Annotated in this window: 12 protein-coding genes; 11 read left to right on the forward strand and 1 reads right to left on the reverse strand. The window is 70.7% G+C overall.

What is annotated here, in order from left to right; translation table 11 throughout:
- Nucleotides 1–332: 332 nt before the first annotated feature.
- Entirely contained in the window at nt 333–1,217 is an 885-nt protein-coding gene (locus tag AB0C20_RS28750) for an aminoglycoside phosphotransferase family protein (RefSeq protein ID WP_357182418.1), read from the forward strand.
- A 24-nt stretch (nt 1,218–1,241) separates the two neighbouring features.
- The gene (locus tag AB0C20_RS28755; protein WP_357182389.1) at nt 1,242–1,709 is read left to right on the forward strand and encodes a hypothetical protein; all 468 of its coding nucleotides are present in this window, start codon (nt 1,242–1,244) and stop codon (nt 1,707–1,709) included.
- Here the strand turns inward: AB0C20_RS28755 and AB0C20_RS28760 are convergent.
- Entirely contained in the window at nt 1,639–2,586 is a 948-nt protein-coding gene (locus AB0C20_RS28760) for a DUF389 domain-containing protein (RefSeq protein ID WP_357182386.1), read from the reverse strand. The two genes, AB0C20_RS28755 and AB0C20_RS28760, sit on opposite strands and share 71 nt — an antisense overlap.
- A gap of 240 nt (nt 2,587–2,826) precedes the next feature.
- Here AB0C20_RS28760 and AB0C20_RS28765 point away from each other — a divergent pair, with 240 nt between their 5' ends.
- The 9 genes from AB0C20_RS28765 to AB0C20_RS28805 form a co-directional block, all read left to right on the forward strand.
- The gene (locus tag AB0C20_RS28765; protein WP_357182382.1) at nt 2,827–3,540 is read left to right on the forward strand and encodes a sugar transferase; all 714 of its coding nucleotides are present in this window, start codon (nt 2,827–2,829) and stop codon (nt 3,538–3,540) included.
- Nucleotides 3,537–4,685 carry an aminotransferase class I/II-fold pyridoxal phosphate-dependent enzyme gene (locus tag AB0C20_RS28770; protein ID WP_357182379.1) on the forward strand — a complete coding sequence of 383 codons (1,149 nt, stop codon included), beginning with the start codon at nt 3,537–3,539 and terminating at the stop codon, nt 4,683–4,685. Before AB0C20_RS28765 ends, AB0C20_RS28770 begins: the two co-directional genes overlap by 4 nt.
- Nucleotides 4,682–5,326: an acetyltransferase gene (locus AB0C20_RS28775; protein ID WP_357182376.1), complete on the forward strand. Its 645-nt coding sequence runs from the start codon at nt 4,682–4,684 to the stop codon at nt 5,324–5,326. The genes AB0C20_RS28770 and AB0C20_RS28775 overlap by 4 nt, the downstream gene beginning before the upstream one ends.
- A 74-nt stretch (nt 5,327–5,400) precedes the next feature.
- The gene (locus tag AB0C20_RS28780; protein WP_357569112.1) at nt 5,401–6,624 is read left to right on the forward strand and encodes a glycosyltransferase family 4 protein; all 1,224 of its coding nucleotides are present in this window, start codon (nt 5,401–5,403) and stop codon (nt 6,622–6,624) included.
- Nucleotides 6,621–9,488, forward strand: a complete 2,868-nt coding sequence (locus AB0C20_RS28785; protein ID WP_357182370.1) for an O-antigen ligase family protein — start codon at nt 6,621–6,623, stop codon at nt 9,486–9,488. Before AB0C20_RS28780 ends, AB0C20_RS28785 begins: the two co-directional genes overlap by 4 nt.
- 17 nt (nt 9,489–9,505) lie before the next feature.
- On the forward strand, nt 9,506–10,774 hold the full coding sequence (locus tag AB0C20_RS28790) for a glycosyltransferase family 4 protein (protein WP_357182366.1): 1,269 nt from the start codon (nt 9,506–9,508) through the stop codon (nt 10,772–10,774).
- Nucleotides 10,771–12,021, forward strand: coding sequence for a glycosyltransferase family 4 protein (locus AB0C20_RS28795; RefSeq protein ID WP_357182363.1), 1,251 nt, complete (start codon nt 10,771–10,773; stop codon nt 12,019–12,021). The genes AB0C20_RS28790 and AB0C20_RS28795 overlap by 4 nt, the downstream gene beginning before the upstream one ends.
- 106 nt (nt 12,022–12,127) lie before the next feature.
- On the forward strand, nt 12,128–14,011 hold the full coding sequence (locus AB0C20_RS28800) for a nucleoside-diphosphate sugar epimerase/dehydratase (RefSeq protein ID WP_357182360.1): 1,884 nt from the start codon (nt 12,128–12,130) through the stop codon (nt 14,009–14,011).
- A 257-nt stretch (nt 14,012–14,268) separates the two neighbouring features.
- A partial coding sequence (locus AB0C20_RS28805) for a M14 family zinc carboxypeptidase (protein ID WP_357569113.1) occupies nt 14,269–16,834 on the forward strand: 2,566 nt, incomplete at its 3' end.

A 16,834-nucleotide genomic window follows, 5' to 3' on the forward strand; every position in this document is an offset into this window, starting at 1 on the left:
GTTGTGGTGGGCGACAAATAGCCCGAATAACACCAAGCCAGGCACCACAACTCCATGATCGACGAAGCCGATCCGCCCTTCCCGTCGATCTTGCACTTACTGTCCCGACATAAGCCCGGATTCCGCCTATCTCGACGACCGAACCTGCAAGATCGGCGCGCATGCCGCACCCTCCTGGCCCAGACCCGACCGGGCCAACCACAGGGGGAGGCACGCGCGGGCGGCACGGGCGGCACGGGCGGGGCGGACGGCACGGGCGGGGCGGACGGTGCGGGCGGTGGGAAATTTGCTCGCGTGGCTGCGAGGTTCGGGGAGATGATCTCGCGGTGAGGATGCATGCCGATCAGGTGGACGTGAGCGTGGACGTGGTTTCCGCGCTGGTGGCCGAGCAGTTCCCCCGGTGGCGGGACCTGCCGGTCCGGCCGCTCCCCTCGACCGGCACTGTGAACGCCTTGTTCCGGCTCGGTCCGGACATCGTGCTGCGGTTTCCGCTGCTCCCCTCGACCGATCCCGAGCTGCGCGCCGAGTTGCGGCGCGAGCAGGAGTACGCAGTGCTGCTCGGCGGGCACCTTCCGGTTGCGGTGCCGGAGCCGCTCGGCCTCGGCGAGCCGGGCGACGGGTACCCCGGGCCGTGGACGGCGTACCAGTTCATTCCGGGGGAGACGGCCCAGCCCGACCGGATCGCCGACCTCGACGTCTTCGCGCGGGACCTGGCCGGCGTGGTGACCGCCCTGCGTGGCATCGACACCGGCGGGCGGGTCTGGTCCGGGAACGGGCGCGGCGGGCCGCTGGCCGCCGAGGACGCCAGCGTGCGGGCCGCGCTCGCGGTCAGCGGCGCGCTCACCGACACGACCGCGCTCGGCGAGGTGTGGGAGCGGTGCCGGGGCGCGCGCCGCGACGACCCCGCCGACGTGTGGATCCACGGCGACCTGATGCCGGGCAACCTGCTGGTCCGCGCCGGCCGGCTGGCCGCCGTCATCGATCTGGGCTCGGTCGGCGTGGGCGACCCCGCGGTGGACCTGATGCCCGCGTGGAACCTGTTCGACGCGGGTTCCCGAGAGACGTACCGGCTGGCGTTGGGCGTGGACGACGCGACCTGGCAGCGGGGACGCGGCTGGGCCCTGGAGCAGGCGATCAACGCGTTGCCGTACTACGTCGAGACCAACCCGGTGATGGCCGGCATCGCCCGGCACACGCTGCGGGCCGTGCTCGACTGAGTCGACTCGCGTACCGTCGGCGTCGTGGGTGATCGAGACGCCGGGGAGTGGCGGGATCAGCAGCGGCAGGCGGTGCGGGCGCACGCCGACGCGGACGCGCGGCGGCGGGCCGCCGAGCACGCGGAGGCGGCGGAGCTGGTGGCCTGGTTCGTGGCCGAGGCTACCCGGCGAGGGCTGCGCACCAGCCGGCTTCTCGCCCGGGGGTACGACGGGCGTGGGCGCTACCGGACCGGGCTGACCGGCTGGTACGTCGACCGGGCCGGGACCCGGGCGGTGGACGTGGCCGGCCGGTTCCATCTGCTGACCGTGCCGGGCGGCCTGCGGGCTCGGCTGTTCGGCGTCGACCCGGAGCCCAGCCCGGCGCCGTTGGTCGTCGGGGCGGGTGGTCGCGACGGTGAGTCGATCCCGCTGCGGACGCTGCTCAACCGGCTGCTGGACGACGGGCCCGGCGGGCCAGGCTCCACCACCAGGCCTGCTGCACAACGAGGGTGAGCAGGCCGGCAAGGACGATCGCACAGAGGTTGATCACCAGTTGGAGCGCCGAGCCGCCCGCTTCGTCCCACACGCCGTAGGCTGCCGCTACCGCCACGTTCGCCGCCGCCGGAACCGTGGTGACCGAGATCAGCACGCCGACCAGGCTGCCGGACTTCTTCGACGTCAGCGAGAGCATGCCGGCGACACCGGCGAGTAACCCGACCACCCAGGACAGCGCGTCCGGCCGCCAGATGAAGTCGGTGAGCGGACGTTCGGCGAGCAGCATCTCCCGACCGACCAGGCCGGCGGCGGTCAGCGCCCAGGTGCTCAGCACGGTCGCCACCATGGCCGCCAGGAAGCCGACCGCGAGAGCCTGCACCGAGCGGCCGACCACCCCGAGTTTGCGGCGCAACAGCGCCACGCACAGCGCGGCGAGTGGGCCGAACTCCGGACCGACCACCATCGCCCCGACGATGAGGATCGGCTGGTCCAGCAGCACACCGATGCCGGCGATCATGGTGGCCACCACGATCAGCACGAGGTAGGTGCCGGACAGTTCGGTCTGCTCGCCGGTCTTCGCGGCGATCTCGTCCCAGACCACCGCGTCCGCGCCGCTGCCCGGCGCCCTGTCCGCCGCCCGATCGGCCGCCGCGGAGATGGTCAACTCGACGTCTTCGGCCGCGATGCCACCGCTGGTCTCCACGCCGACCCGCTGCAACTGCCGCAGTACGTGGTCGGCGCTCTCCCGCACCACGTCACAGAGGATCAGGTCGCCCGGTGGCTGCCGGGCAGCGCCGGGCAGCACGGCCAGATGAGTGACCCCGGCCTCCGCGGCGAGCAGGTCGACGACCTCCGCCGACCGGTCCACCGGGGCTATCACCCTCAGGTGCAACACGTCATCTCCCTCGCCCGACCGGCTAGTTCTTCCCTCGCCCGACCGGCCGCCGCGACTCTACCGCTCGGTCCATTGGCCGCAAGAGCTGCACAAGGCCACGGATCTGGCCGTGTCCGACTACGGGGTTTCGGGGTTGATCGGGGGAATGCGGACCGACCGTCGCTATTCAGCATCGACACACGGTCTGTCCTGGTATGACGAATACATACCTTTTGTGAAAATCGCGTGGGAGGTCACAACGTGCCGGTGCCTGGTGGTCTCGTCGACGCCGACCTGTCGCTGCCCCGGACCAGCCCGGAGCGGGGTAAGCGAATCATCGACGTCGTCGTGGCGGCGGTTCTTCTCATCCTGGCGTCACCGGCGTTGATCGTGGTGACGGTGCTGGTCGCGGTGGGCCTCGGACGCCCGGTGCTGTTCCGCCAGTGCCGAGCCGGACTGCACGGCCAGCCCTTCGAGATGGTCAAGTTCCGCACCATGCGGCCACCCAACGTGAGCCTCGGCCTGCTCGGCGACCGGGACCGACTCACACCGCTCGGACGCTGGCTGCGCGCCAGCAGCCTTGACGAACTGCCCACGCTGTGGAACGTGCTGCGTGGCGACATGAGCCTTGTCGGCCCACGGCCACTGCTGCCCGAATACCTCGGTCGCTACTCACCGCACCAGGCCCGACGGCACGAGGTGCGGCCCGGCATCACCGGGTTGGCCCAGGTGCGGGGACGCAACAGCCTCAGCTGGGACGAGAAGCTGGACTTCGACGTGCGGTACGTGGACAGCCACAACATGAAGACCGATCTGTCGATTCTCGCCGCGACAGTGCGGACCGTGTTGCGTCGCGAGGGGATCTCCGCGGCGGGGTTCGTCACGGCGCCCGAGTTCATGGGTACGCCGCAATGGTCGCCGCCCCCACGCAGCAACTCGACCACCGCGACCACAGGCTCGGGCGGTACCCGATGAGTGAAACCGTGTACCTGTCCCCGCCGGACGTCGGGCCGCTGGAGGAGTCGTACCTGGTCGCGGCCCTCCGCTCGGGGTGGGTTGCGCCGGTCGGCCCCGATCTCCAGGCGTTCGAACACGATGTCGCCGAGCGGGTGGGCACCGGCGGGGCCGTCGCCGTCAACTCCGGGACGGCTGCCCTGCACCTGGCGCTGCTCGGCGTCGGCGTCGGGCCCGGCGACGTGGTCATCGTGCCCACCCTGACCTTCATCGCCACCGCCAACGCGGTCCGCTACACCGGAGCCCGTCCGGTCTTCGTCGACTGTGATCCCCGCACCGGCAACGTGGACGTGGGCCTGGTCGACGACCTCATGCGACGGTTGCGTTCTCGCGGTGAGCGGGTCGGCGCTGTCGTGCCTGTCGACATGTTCGGCAGCTGCGTCGACTACACCCGACTCGTCCCGCTCTGCGCCGAGGCCGGTATCCCGCTGGTGGAGGACGCCGCCGAGGCGCTCGGCTCGCACCATCGAGGCCGCTCAGCCGGGTCCTTCGGGCAGGTAGCGGCGCTCTCCTTCAACGGCAACAAGATCATGACCACCTCCGGCGGTGGGATGCTCGTCTCCGACGACGCGGCACTGCTCGCCAAGGCCCGCCACCTCGCCACGCAGGCGCGGGAACCGACGCCGCACTACGAGCACCGCGAGACCGGCTACAACTACCGGCTGAGCAACCTCCTGGCCGCGCTCGGTCGGGCCCAGTTGGTCCGGCTGGACGGAATGATCGCCCGCCGCCGTCAGCTGCGTGACCAGTACGCCAAGGTGTTCGCGGCGGTGCCCGGTGTCGAGCTTGTCGGCATCGACGACGTCGAATCGAACTGCTGGCTCACCGTCATCACGGTAGACGAGGAGCACTGTGGCTGGCGGGCCGCCGACCTGGCAGCCCACCTCGCCAGCGGGAGCATCGAGACGCGGCCCGTCTGGAATCCGATGCACCGCCAGCCGGTCTTCGCCGGCGCCGAGAGTCTGCTCACCGGGGCCTCGGACCGACTCTTCATCCACGGGCTCGCCCTGCCCAGTGGCAGCGGCCTGACCGAGCAACAGGTCGGGCGGGTCTTCGAGGCGATCGACGAGTTCCTGACCAGCCACAGCGGGGTGCCGGCGGCATGACGATTCCACTGGTGATCGTCGGCTGCGGTGGCCACGGCCGCGAGGCGCTGAGCATCGCCCGAGCGATGAACGCCGGCGCGGGCGGACCCCAATGGCAGCTGGTCGGCTTCGTCGACGACCGACCCAGCGAGGAGAACCTCAAACGGGTGCAGGAGCTGGACGTGCCGTACCTCGGCGGGTTGCCGTGGCTGCGCGACGCCCCTGCCGACACCCATCACGTCATCGGCATCGGGGACCCTCGGACCCGACGGGCCGTGGCCCAGCGCGTCGACGCCTACGGGACGCCAGCGACCAGCCTCATCCACCCGGCCGCGACGGTCGGGCCGGACACCGAACACGGCAGCGGGTTCGTGGCGTTCGCCGGGGCCCGGGTCACCACCAACGTGACCATCGGCCGGCACGTGCATCTCAACCAGAACGCGACTGTCGGCCACGACACCGCTCTCGCCGACTTCGTCTCGGTGAATCCACTCGCTGCCGTCTCGGGCGACTGCCAGCTCGGCGAGGCAGTGCTGATCGGCACCACCGCCGCGGTGCTCCAAGGGCTGCGGATCGGTCGCGACGCCACCGTCGGCGCGGGCGCCTGCGTGACCAGAGACGTTCCCGCCGATGCCGTCGTCAAGGGCGTACCGGCGCGCTGACCAGCACTGACCGAGACCAGACGGGATCGACACCGACGCCGCGCGCCCATGTGGTCCGGCACGAGGAGCAGGACGTGAGCACAAATCGCCGCAGTGCCAGCAACCGGCCACTGCGCGTTCTCCAGGTGACAAGCACGGCCGTCGGCGCTGACTGGTTCTACGACCAGGTGACCGGGTTGGCGCGGCTGGGCCATGACGTCTGCGCGGTCGTACCGGGCGAGGGTCCGCTCACCGACCGCCTCCGGGCGGCCGGGATCCGCACCGAGATCGTGTCGATGTCCGGTTGGCGCCCGCGGCAACTCCCCCGGGTCGCGGCGGCACAACTGCGTCTCGTCCGCCTGGTCCGGAGCTTCGACCCCGATGTGGTGCACGGCCACCTGGTGAAGGCGAACATCGTCTGCCGGTTGGCCGGTCTGGCCGCCCGCCGACCGCTGCTGGTGAACCAGATCGCCGGCGTCGTCCACCTACGCAGCCCGCTGTTCAACCGCATCGACCGCGCAACAGTGCGCCGGGTGGACGTCCTGATCGGGTCGTGCCACGCGTTCGCCGAACAGTACCGGCGCTTGGGCGCGCGAGCGGTGACGGTCAGTCACTACGGGTGCGACGTGCACCGGCTCGACCCGACAGCGAGTGGGGAGCCCTTCCGGGCGGAGTTCGGGTTGGCCGCCGGCACCCCCACCGTCGGGATGCTCGCGCACATGTACCGCAGCCGACTCCAGGCGTTCCAGAACATCGGCTTCAAGGGCCACGAGGTCTTCCTCGACGCGGCCCCGCGCCTGCTGGGGCGGGTGCCGGCCGCCCACCTCTTCGTCGTCGGCGACGAGTTCACCGGTGACGTGGGCTACCGACGTGAGCTGGAGGAACGCGCCGTCCGGTTGGGCGTGGCCGAGCGCGTGCACTTCACCGGGCGCCGGAGCGACGTGCAGGGCGTCCTGGCCGGTCTCGACGTGGCGGTCACACCGTCGCTCGAGGAGTCCGCGTCGTACGCCACGATCGAGGCGCTGCTGATGGAGCGGGGCGTGGTGGCCAGCGACGTCGGCGGGTTGCCCGACACCGTGCAACATGGCGAGAGCGGCCTGTTGGTGCCCCCGGCGGACCCGGACGCGCTGGCCGACGCCGTCGCCGACCTGTTGGAGGACCCTCAGCGGCGTGCTGCCATGGCTCGGCTCGGGCGCAGCCGCTGTCTGGACCTGTTCGACATCGAGCGGACGGTCGCCGACGTCGAGGCGATCTACCGGGCGGCGCTCGACGGTCGTCCACTGCCGCAGGCCGGCCGCCTACCCGAGGTGGCCCGGTGACGGCCGCGACGCCGCCCCTCGGTCCGGGTACCAGCCCCGCTGCGGATGCCGGACCGGTGGTGACAAGCGGTCGGGACCTCGCCGAGAGCGGCCAGTCCACCACCGGCCCGCCAGCGCGGGTCTCGGAGCAGAGTGTGTCGGCCGCCGCCGCCGGGTCCGTCGGGACCAGGGTCGTGCTCCTGGCCATCAGCCTGGCGACCGGTGTGTTGGCGGCCCGGGTCCTCGGCCCACACGACCGGGGCGTGGTGGCGGTCGTGCTCGCCTGTGCGGCGATCTTCGGAGCGCTCCTCACAGTGGGAATGGAGACGGCCAACCTCCGCTACGCGGGCGCTTCGGTCGCCGCCCACCGGCGGACCGTGTGGTGGAGTCTGCGCCACGTCGGAACGGTGGGAGTCGGCGTGGCAGCCACCTGGGGGGCGCTGGCGCTGGTGGTCGGGCCAGCCGTTCGGATCGGGCTCGACCCGGTCACCTTCGCCCTCGCGCTCAGCCTCGGCCCCGTGGTGCTGCTCTCCTCCCTGCTCGGCACGGCCGAGATCGGCCGCAGTCGCGCCTCGGTCTACAACTGGACAGTCATCGGAGGGCTGCTCGTCTACGGGCTGCTGCTCGTCGCCCTGACGGTGACCGACCGCGCGGACACCGACACCGTCATCGGCGCGTACCTCGTGGGGCAGGTGTGCGCCGCGGCGGTGCTGCTCGTCCGCGCTCTGCCGTTGAGCCGCGACCCCGGCACGCCCCAGGACGCGGCTGCCTACCGGGCGTTCGCCCGCCGGGTGTACGCACCCAACCTGGCCCAGTTCGCGATGGTGCGCAGCCAGGTCCCCGCCATCCACCTGGTGGCCGGTGCGGGCGCGGTCGGCGTCTACTCGGTGGCGGTGCCGTTCGCCGAGATGCTCCTGGTGCTGCCGGTGGCGCTCAGCCTCATCCTGGTGCCGGCGGTCGCACACGGCGGCGCCGACTGGCACACGGTCCGCCGGATGTCGGTGCAGACACTGCTCATCACCGCCGTCGGGGCGGGACTGCTGGCCGCTCTCGCGCCGCTGGCCTTCCCGCTGCTCTTCGGCCCGCAGTTCGCCGAGGCCGTACCGGTGCTCTGGGCGATGCTGCCCGGCCTCGTCGTGCTCGCGGTCGCCCGCACCGCGCAGAGCTACCTGACGGCCGTCGACCGTCCAGGCCCGCCGACCCTGGCGGCAGTGAGCGCCGCCATCGGCGGGCTGCTCGCCATGGTCGTCCTGATCCCACGCTTCGGCACGCTCGGCGCGGGCTTCGCCGTGTCGGCCGGATACGTCCTCTACGGCCTGGTCGTCGGCTGGGCCTTCCTCGATTACCGGCCTGTCCAGGGCCGGAGAAACGGTCCGACCAGAATGACGACTGAACGCGGCGGCCGACACGCGAGGCAAACGCCACGGGACCGCGACTCCCTGCTGCCGGCGTGGGGAAGAGCAGCCGGCGTGCTCGTCGCCGGCGCGGCGGCCGGTGTGGTGGCGGTGCAGGACACGTCGCTCCTGCTTCGGCTGGGCGCTCTCGCCGTGGTGGTGCTCGTCATCACCCTGCCCGGCTTCGGCCTCTACTGCATCGCTCTGGCGGTGCCCGCGTCGCAGTTGCCCATCGCCCCGGCGGCGAGCAGCACCACACCGTTGCTGGCGCTGATCCTCTGCACCCTGGTCGGCACGTTGCTCCGCGGCCGCACGACCCGCCGCAGCACCCCCGCCGTCCTCATCGTGGCTGGCCTGACCTGCTTACTCGCTCTCGGCGTGACGGTCGGTGGCCAACCCAACCAGGCGTTCCGGTCCGTCGCCGTCATCGCGATACCCCTGGCCTGCATACCGCTGATCGACACTGCCCGGGCCCGCTCACGGTCAGTCCTCCTCGTGTTCGCGGTCGCGGCGGCCGGCGTCGGCCTGTTCCATGCCGCGCTCGCCCTGATCGGAACACCGGTGCTTGCCGAGGAGAACCCGGACCTCGCCGAATCCCTCAGCAGCCTGAACCACAACGCGTGGGGGCCGATGTTGCTGCTGGCGCTCGCCGTGCTGCTGGCCAGGCTGCGGCCGGGCGTGTCGGGCACGGCCCGTGTGTTGACAGTCGCGGGGATCGCCGCCGTGATCGTCAGCGTGGTGCTGTCGTACAGCCGCTCGACGTACATCGGCGGAGCGCTGCTCCTGCTCTGCTTCGTGATCCAGCGACGACGCACTGTGGCCCTGGCCCTCACCGGCATGGTCGTCGTCCTCACCGTCGGCCTGACCGGGGTGCAACTGGTGCCGGATCAGGTGGCCGAGCGGATCGCGTACACCACTGTGGACGGACGACTGGACAGCTCCAGCAGCGTACGTCTCGACCTGTGGCTCAGTGCTCTGCGGATGGCCGCCGACCACCCTCTCGCCGGCGTGGGCTTCCAGAACTTCCGGGCACACCTGCCGGAGTACTTCCAGCCCGAGGTCACAGTTGCCGCTGTCGACGTCCAGCTCGACAGCCTCAACCACGCCCACAACACCTACCTCACGGTGCTGGCCCAGACCGGGCTGGTCGGCGTCCTCCTGGTGGGCGGGCTCCTGTTCATCGTGATCCGCCAGGCCCGTCGACGCCTGCGCGCCGGCGACCAGACGGCGGAGGCGGCAGTGCTCGGCATGGCCGCGATCGGGGGATGCAGCCTCTTCGGAGAGCCGCTGCTCACCCTGCCGGTGCTCATCCCGTTCGTGCTCCTCCTGGCCGTCGCCACAGCCCGCTCGCAGGCCGAGCCGGAGCCCGCTAACGACCCGCGTCCCGCCGAGCCGAAGCACTCCGTGCGGCCACGACCGGCCTGGACGCCCGGCCAGAGCGGCTACGGCGCGCGCCGCGGACGGTCCACCGCCAGCAAGGTCCTGACGTGATCATGAAGGAGACGAAGGTGACCGCGACGCGTCCCGACACACCGCGGGTCGAGAGCCTGGACCACCCGCGTCGGCAGCGAGCCGTCCCGGGCTCGGCCGCCGCGCCCGTACTTCCGTCCGTGATGTTGCTCTGCGGCGCAAGCTCGCTGCACGCCCGCAAGTGGGCGGTCGCGCTGGCGGAACGCGGTCATCCGGTCATCGCCGTCAGCTGGATCGACGCGGAGCCGATCGACGGCGTCGAACTGCGCGTGGCGCCCGGGACCGGCCGGACCCGCAACGGGCGGTGGGGAGCGGTGCGGCAGCTCGCCGCCGCCGGCTGGTGGCTGCGCCGGCAGACGCGCGAGGCCCGCCCCGACGTGCTGCACGTGCACTCGGTGGGGATGGCGGGTCTGCTGTCGCTGCTGGCCTCGCGTCGACCCGCCCGGGTGGTCACGCCCTGGGGGGTCGACCTGCAGTCCGCGCGTCGGTCCAGGGTCCGCAGATGGGTCGCCCGGGCCGCCCTGCGCCGCTCCGATCTCGTCCTGCCCACCGCGGAGTCGGTCCGTACAGAGATCATCGAGCGCTACCGGATACCGGCGGATCGCAGCCGCACCGTGTCGTGGGGCGTGGACGACAAGCTGTTCGCGCTCCGGGACACCGTGACACCGGCGTCGGTGCGGGCCGAATTCGGCATCCCGGCCGACGCGACAGTGCTGTTCGCCGCCCGGACGGCCGGTCCCGTCTACCGCACCCCCGAGGTGCTGCGGGCGTTCGCCCTGGTGGCCGCCGCTCGTCCCGACCTTCACCTCGTCGTGCTGGCCGGGCACCGTCCCGCCGAGGCAGCGGCCGCCCAGGCTCAGCGGCGGTGCGTCACCGAAGCCCACGAACTCGCCGCGAACCTACCCGGACGAGTCACGGTAGTGGACCGGTCATTGACACCGGAGGACACGTTCCGGCTGATGCGGGCAAGTGAGGTGAGCATCTCGGTTCCTCGCTTCGACCAGCGCAGCTGCACGGTGCTGGAGGCGGCGCTCGCCGGTTGCCGGCTTCTGCTCGCGGACCTGCCGCCGTATCGCGAGATGGTCGAGGACGGCATGGCTGCCGACATCCTCACCGGGCCGTTGGAGACCGCGCTGGCGGAACAGCTCATGGCCGCCCGCCCGCTGGAGCCGACTCTGCAACAGCACAACCGGCGCTTCATCGAGACGTCGGAGTCCTGGTCACGCCAGGTCTCCGTCGTGCAGGAGTGCTACCGGCGGCTGAGCACCGACCGAGCCGGACACCGTCGGAACGGGGTGGCCCGGTGAGGATCGTCTACCTGCACCAGTACTTCCGCACACCGGCCATGTCCGGTGGCACCCGGTCCTACGAGTTCGCCCGGCGTCTGGTCCGCAACGGCCACGACGTACACGTGGTGACCAGCGACACCGAGTCCTCATCGAACGCCGCGAAGACCTGGCGGACCACGGTGGAGGCGGGCGTGGTGGTGCACTGGGCGGCCGTCCCCTATCGCAACGCGATGTCCTTCCGGGAGCGACTCTCGGCCTTCGGGCAGTTCGCCAGGTTGGCGGCTCCGCGCGCGGCGTCGCTGGAGCAGGACGTCGTCTTCGCGACCAGCACGCCACTGACCATCGCGTTGCCCGCCGTCTACGCCGCCCGCCGCCGCCGGACGCCGATGGTGCTGGAGGTACGCGATCTCTGGCCGGAGGTGCCGATCGCGCTGGGTGCGCTGCGGTCGCCGCTGACGCGGCGCGCGGCAACCGGTCTGGAGGGATGGGCCTACCGCAACGCCGCGCACATCCTGGCACTGTCGCCGGGGATGGCGGCGGGCGTTCGGGCGCGGCACCCCGAGGCTGCGGTGACAGTCATTCCCAACGGCTGCGACCGTCAGTTGTTCGCCGACGCGGACGCTGCCGGCCGAGCGCTACGTGATCGCACACCATGGTTGGGCGACCGTCCTCTGATCCTGTACGCGGGGACGCTCGGTTTCGTCAACGACGTGGGTTATCTGGTGCGGATGGCCGCGACGCTGCGTCGTGACCATCCCGACGTGCGGATCGCTGTCGTCGGGCAGGGCGCGGAGACGGCGCAGGTGCGCGCACAGGCAGCCGCGTCCGGCGTCCTGGACCGGAACCTGTTCATGTTCGACCAGGTGCCGAAGGCCGAGGTGGTGGCGTTCTTCGGTGCTTGCGATCTCGCCGTCTCGACGGTGCGCGACGAGCCCGCGTTGCACGCCAACTCGGCCAACAAGGTCTTCGACGGGTGGGCCGCCGGTCGACCGGTAGCGGTCAACCACGAGGGGTGGATCGCCGACATCCTGCGCCGCAGCGGCGCCGGACTCGTGCTGCCCGCGGGAGATACCGCGACCGCGGCGACGCTCGTGGGCGAGTTCGTCAGCGATCCGGCCAGGACCGCAGCGGCGCGGGCCGCAGCGCGGGTGGTCGCGGCCAACGAGTTCGACCGCGACCTGCTCTTCGAGCGGTTCGAGGACGTACTGCGGGGGGCGGTGGTGCCACGACAGTCGGCCAGGCCGGTAGTCGGACAAAGTTCGTAAACAGCCAAAAACCAGTCATAAAGTGATTAGTTTTGGTAGGACGCCAAATAAGACCATCTTCGTGGTTTACCCCGGGATGGGCCGCTATCGCAGCAGGAGTTTCCACATGCAACTTTTGGGGACAAGCCCAAGCGAGTCCACACGCCTCGGTCGGTCGCATCGCAATCTCCGACTGGCCGGCGGCCTCCTCGCAGCGGACGCCCTCGCCTGGATCGCGGGTTTCGCCGTCGCCGCGTGGGTGCGCTTCGAGTTCTCGCTCACCGGCCCCGCCCTGGCCCGCGCGATCGGCATGGGCGTGGTCGCCGCGGCCGCGCACGTCGCGGTGTCCGCCGTCCGCCGCAACATGTCCGGCCGGCACCCACTGGGCAGTGTCGAGGAGATGCAAGGACTCGCCAACACTGCCCTGACCACCGGCGTGCTCCTGCTGATCGCCCTCGTGCCCATGACGTCCCGACCGGTACCCGCGAGCACCCCACTCGTCGGCGCGGCGATCGCGCTGGCCGTCATGCTCGGCACCCGTCTGGCGTACCGCAGCCGCAGCGACCGGACGTTGCGCCCGGACGCCGGCCGAGCGGAACCGGTCCTGCTCTTCGGCGCGGGCTCCGCCGGTCAAGGGCTCCTGCGGGCCATGCTGAGTGATCCGGCAGGGCAGTTCCTGCCGGTCGGCATGCTCGATGACGACCCGCAGAAACGCCACTTGTCGCTGGCGGGCGTGCGCGTGCTCGGCTCTCGCGCTGACATCGACACGGTCGTGCGGCGTACCGGCGCGAAGATGGTGATCTTTTCCGCCGCCAACGCCGACTCCGAACTGATCAATGAGGTCCGCGAAAGCACACTGAAGACCGGAGCCACGTTCAAGATCCTTCCTTCGGTACGGGAACTGGTCGACCATCGGATCACCGTCAACGACGTTCGCGACCCGGACATGGCGGACCTACTCGGACGACGACAGGTGATCGGCGACCTCCGGGATGCGGAGTCCCAGCTGCGCGGACGCCGGATCCTGGTGACCGGTGCCGGCGGGTCGATCGGCTCCGAGCTGTGCCGCCAGATCATGCGGGCCGATCCGGGCGAGCTGATGATGCTCGACCGCGACGAGTCGGCCCTGCACGCCCTGCAACTGTCGATGTCGGGTCGCGCGATGTTGGACAGCCCCGAGCTGATTCTCGCCGACCTGCGCGACGAGGAACGGATCCGGCGCGTGATGGCGGAACGCCGACCCGACATCGTGTTCCACGCGGCGGCTCTGAAACACCTGACACTGCTGCAACGCCACCCGGGCGAGGCGGTCAAGACGAACGTGTTCGGCACGCAGACGGTGCTCAACGCGTGCCGCGACGTGGCGAGGTTCGTCAACATCTCGACCGACAAGGCCGCCGACCCGGTCAGCGTTCTCGGCTACTCCAAGCGGATCACGGAGCGTTTGACAGCGAACGCCGCCGCGACGCACGGCGGCACGTTCCTCAGCGTCCGCTTCGGCAACGTCCTGTCCAGCCGAGGGTCGGTGGTCACGGCGTTCCGAGCCCAGATCGAGGCGGGGCTGCCGATCACCGTCACTCACCCCGACGTGACGCGCTACCTGATGACAGTGCAGGAAGCGGTGCACCTGGTGCTCCAGGCCGCCGGCATCGGCCGCGACGGCGAGGCGCTCGTCCTCGACATGGGCGAGCCGGTACGGATCGACGACATCGCTCGCCAGTTGGCGAGCCAGGCGCCGGGGCCGGTCCAGATCGTCTACACGGGGCTCCGGCCGGGCGAGAAACTCCACGAGGCTCTGATCGGTGCTGGCGAGCGGGACCTTCGCCCGCTGCACCCGCTCATCTCGCACGTGGCAGTGCCCCCACTCGATCCCATCGAGATCACCACGCTGGACCCGTTCGAGGACCCAGAGAAGATCATCGACCGTCTCGCGTGGCTGTGCGGTCAGTCGACCGGCGTCGTCGCGAAGCAGGCCGTCAAGTCGACAGCTCCGGCACCCAGCGCGAGCTGAGCCGACGCCGACCCCGCAGGTGACGTCCGGGATGAATCCTCGGCGCGCCTGCGGGGTACGGGCTTGCCGGCCCGACTCGATCAGCGCGAGGTGGTCCGGCGAACGCCCGCCCGCGCCGCTGGCCCGCGCGTCGCGTTGAGCGTCACAGCAGGCACCAACGTCGACACGGTCAGCAACGAAGCGCCCATCGACTGATTGACATCGATAGCGGCACACCGAAGGCTCGCGCCTACAGGTCCTTCACCCAAGGAGGCGCGATGAGACCGAGACGACTGGCGATCGCCGGCGTGGTCACCCTGCTCGGCGCACTGGCACTGACCCCACCGGCCAGCGCGCGGCCGCCGTCCGACCCGGGCGTCCGCGACGGCTTGGAGGTGTACGTCGGCACTGTCGACGCGAAACAGCGGGAGCAACTGCGCGCGGCGGGGGTCGACCTCGGCCACGACGCGAAGGCGGACGCGTCCGGCCGCACGACTGTCGAGACGGTCCTCAGCCGGCGGCAGGCGAAGCGGTTGACCGACAAGGGCGTACCGCTGTCGGTGAAGAAGGTGCGAGGCAAGGACGCGTCGCAGGCGCTGCGGGAACAGGCCGCAGCCGGCTGGACGAGTTTCCGTCCCTACGGTGAGCCGGGCGGCCTGCGAGACGAGTTGAACGCCACGGCGGCCCGGTATCCCAAGCTGACCAAGGTGGAGACGATCGGTCGCAGCCAGCAGGGGCAGCCGATCGTCGCCGTGAAGGTCACCAAGAACGCGCGGACCGTCGCGGACGGCCGGCGACCGGCGGTGCTCTACGCCGGTGCGCAGCACGCCCGCGAGTGGATCACGCCGGAGATGACCCGCCGGCTGATGCATCACGTGCTGGACAGCTACGGCACCGACCGGGAGATCACCCGACTGCTGGACACGACCGAGCTGTGGTTCCTGCCGGTCGCCAACCCGGACGGCTACGACTTCACGTTCACCCCCGGCAACCGTCTGTGGCGCAAGAACCTGCGGGACAACAACGGTGACGGGCAGATCGGCTCCGGCGACGGCGTCGACCTCAACCGCAACTTCAGCTACAAGTGGGGGTACGACAACGAGGGCTCGTCGCCGGAGCCGAACAGCGAGACCTACCGGGGCCCGGGCCCCAACTCCGAGCCGGAGACCAAGGCGCTGGACCGGTTCTTCAAGCGGGTCGGGTTCGAGTTCTTCGTCAACTACCACTCGGCGGCCGAACTGCTGCTCTACGGCCTCGGCTGGCAGGTGAGCACCCCTACCCCGGACGACGTGATCTACGAGGCGATGGCCGGTGACGACGCGCACCCGGCGGTGCCCGGCTACGACCCGGACATCTCCGCGGAGCTGTACACCACAAACGGTGACACCGACAGTCACGCCACCGTCAGGTACGGCACGCTGGGCTTCACCCCGGAGATGTCCACCTGCGAGGCCGCCTCGGCCGTGGACCCGGACGACCAGTGGCGCCCGGAGGACTGCGTCAGCGGCTTCATCTTCCCTGACGACGAGGCGCTGATCGCAGGCGAGGTGAACAAGAATCTCCCGTTCGCGTTGGCAGTGGCCCGGTCGGCGGCGGACCCGGACGACCCGGTCTCGGTGGTCGGCCGGAGCACTCCGGACTTCGTTGTGGACGCCTTCGACACCTCGTACGGGCGCACCCAGCAGGTCGCCTCGATCACCCGTCGGGCGCTGAGGAACGTGCGGATGCACTACACGGTCAACGGTGGGCGGCCGAAGACCGTAGCGGTCCGCGAGTGGCGCGGCGGCGAGCGGTACGGCAACACACACGACGACTACTACGCCGAGCTACGGGGCACCGTCAGCGGCGCGAAACCGGGCGACCGGGTGGAGGTCTGGTTCACCGGGAACAAACCACGTGCCGGGGTGGTGGCCAGCGAACACTTCACCTATCGGGTGCACGACGACGTCGGCGGCGACGTGCTGGTCCTCGCCGTGGAGGACGTCACTGGCCTCAGCCCGGCGCAGACCGGCACCACAGCGAAGTACGCCGACGAGGTCGTGGCGTCGCTGGGCGCCGCCGGGCGCAGCAGTGACGTGTACGACTTCGACGCGATGGGCCGCAAGGCTCCCCACCCGCTCGGCGTGCTGTCGCACTACGAGGCGGTGGTCTGGGAGACCGGCGACGACGTGATCCTGCGCTCCCCCGGTCAGGTGGCCGGCACGACGGCAAGGGCGGCACTGGAAACCGAGCTGGCCGTTCGGGACTACCTGAACGAGGGCGGCAAACTGCTGGTCAGCGGCCAGTACGCGTTGTTCGCGCAGGGCGCCAACGGGTCGTACGTCTATCACCCGGACGCACCACCGGAGTGCACCGACGCCGAGGCCGCCAGCTGTCTGCCGCTGCTGAACGACTTCCAGCAGTACTGGCTGGGCGCGTATACCTACGTCAGCGACGGCGGAACCAGCCCGGACGGGGAGCCGTACCCGGTCGCCGGGACCGACGCGCCGTTCACCGGCTTCGACGGGCAGCTGAACGCCTCCGGCTCGGCGGAGAACCAGGCGCACACCGCGTCGTTCCTGACCACGTCGAGCTTCCTGCCGCCGGACGAGTTCCCCCAGTTCGCCAGTTCCGCGCCGGCGGGCTGGTCCCGACCGGGCGGCGCGCCGTTCGATCCGCGTACGGGTGAGTGGTACCTGTACAGCGGGCAGACCGACGAGTCGTACAAGCGACTCACGCGCACTGTGGATCTCACCGGGGCGAGCAGCGGAGAGTTGCGCTTCTTCACCTCCTACGAGATCGAGCAGGACTGGGACTTCATGTTCGTCGAGGCGCACGAGGTGGGTAGCGACGACTGGACGACCC

This window comes from Micromonospora sp. NPDC048843 (genome assembly GCF_040649965.1).
Classification (GTDB): domain Bacteria; phylum Actinomycetota; class Actinomycetes; order Mycobacteriales; family Micromonosporaceae; genus Micromonospora; species Micromonospora hortensis.

Bases quoted from the DNA above. Each gene is read 5' to 3' on its own strand.
- AB0C20_RS28775 (WP_357182376.1), top strand. From the start codon at position 4,682: ATGACGATTCCACTGGTGATCGTCGGCTGCGGTGGCCACGGCCGCGAG.
- AB0C20_RS28770 (WP_357182379.1), top strand. From the start codon at position 3,537: ATGAGTGAAACCGTGTACCTGTCCCCGCCGGACGTCGGGCCGCTGGAG.
- AB0C20_RS28800 (WP_357182360.1), top strand. From the start codon at position 12,128: ATGCAACTTTTGGGGACAAGCCCAAGCGAGTCCACACGCCTCGGTCGG.
- AB0C20_RS28750 (WP_357182418.1), top strand. From the start codon at position 333: ATGCATGCCGATCAGGTGGACGTGAGCGTGGACGTGGTTTCCGCGCTG.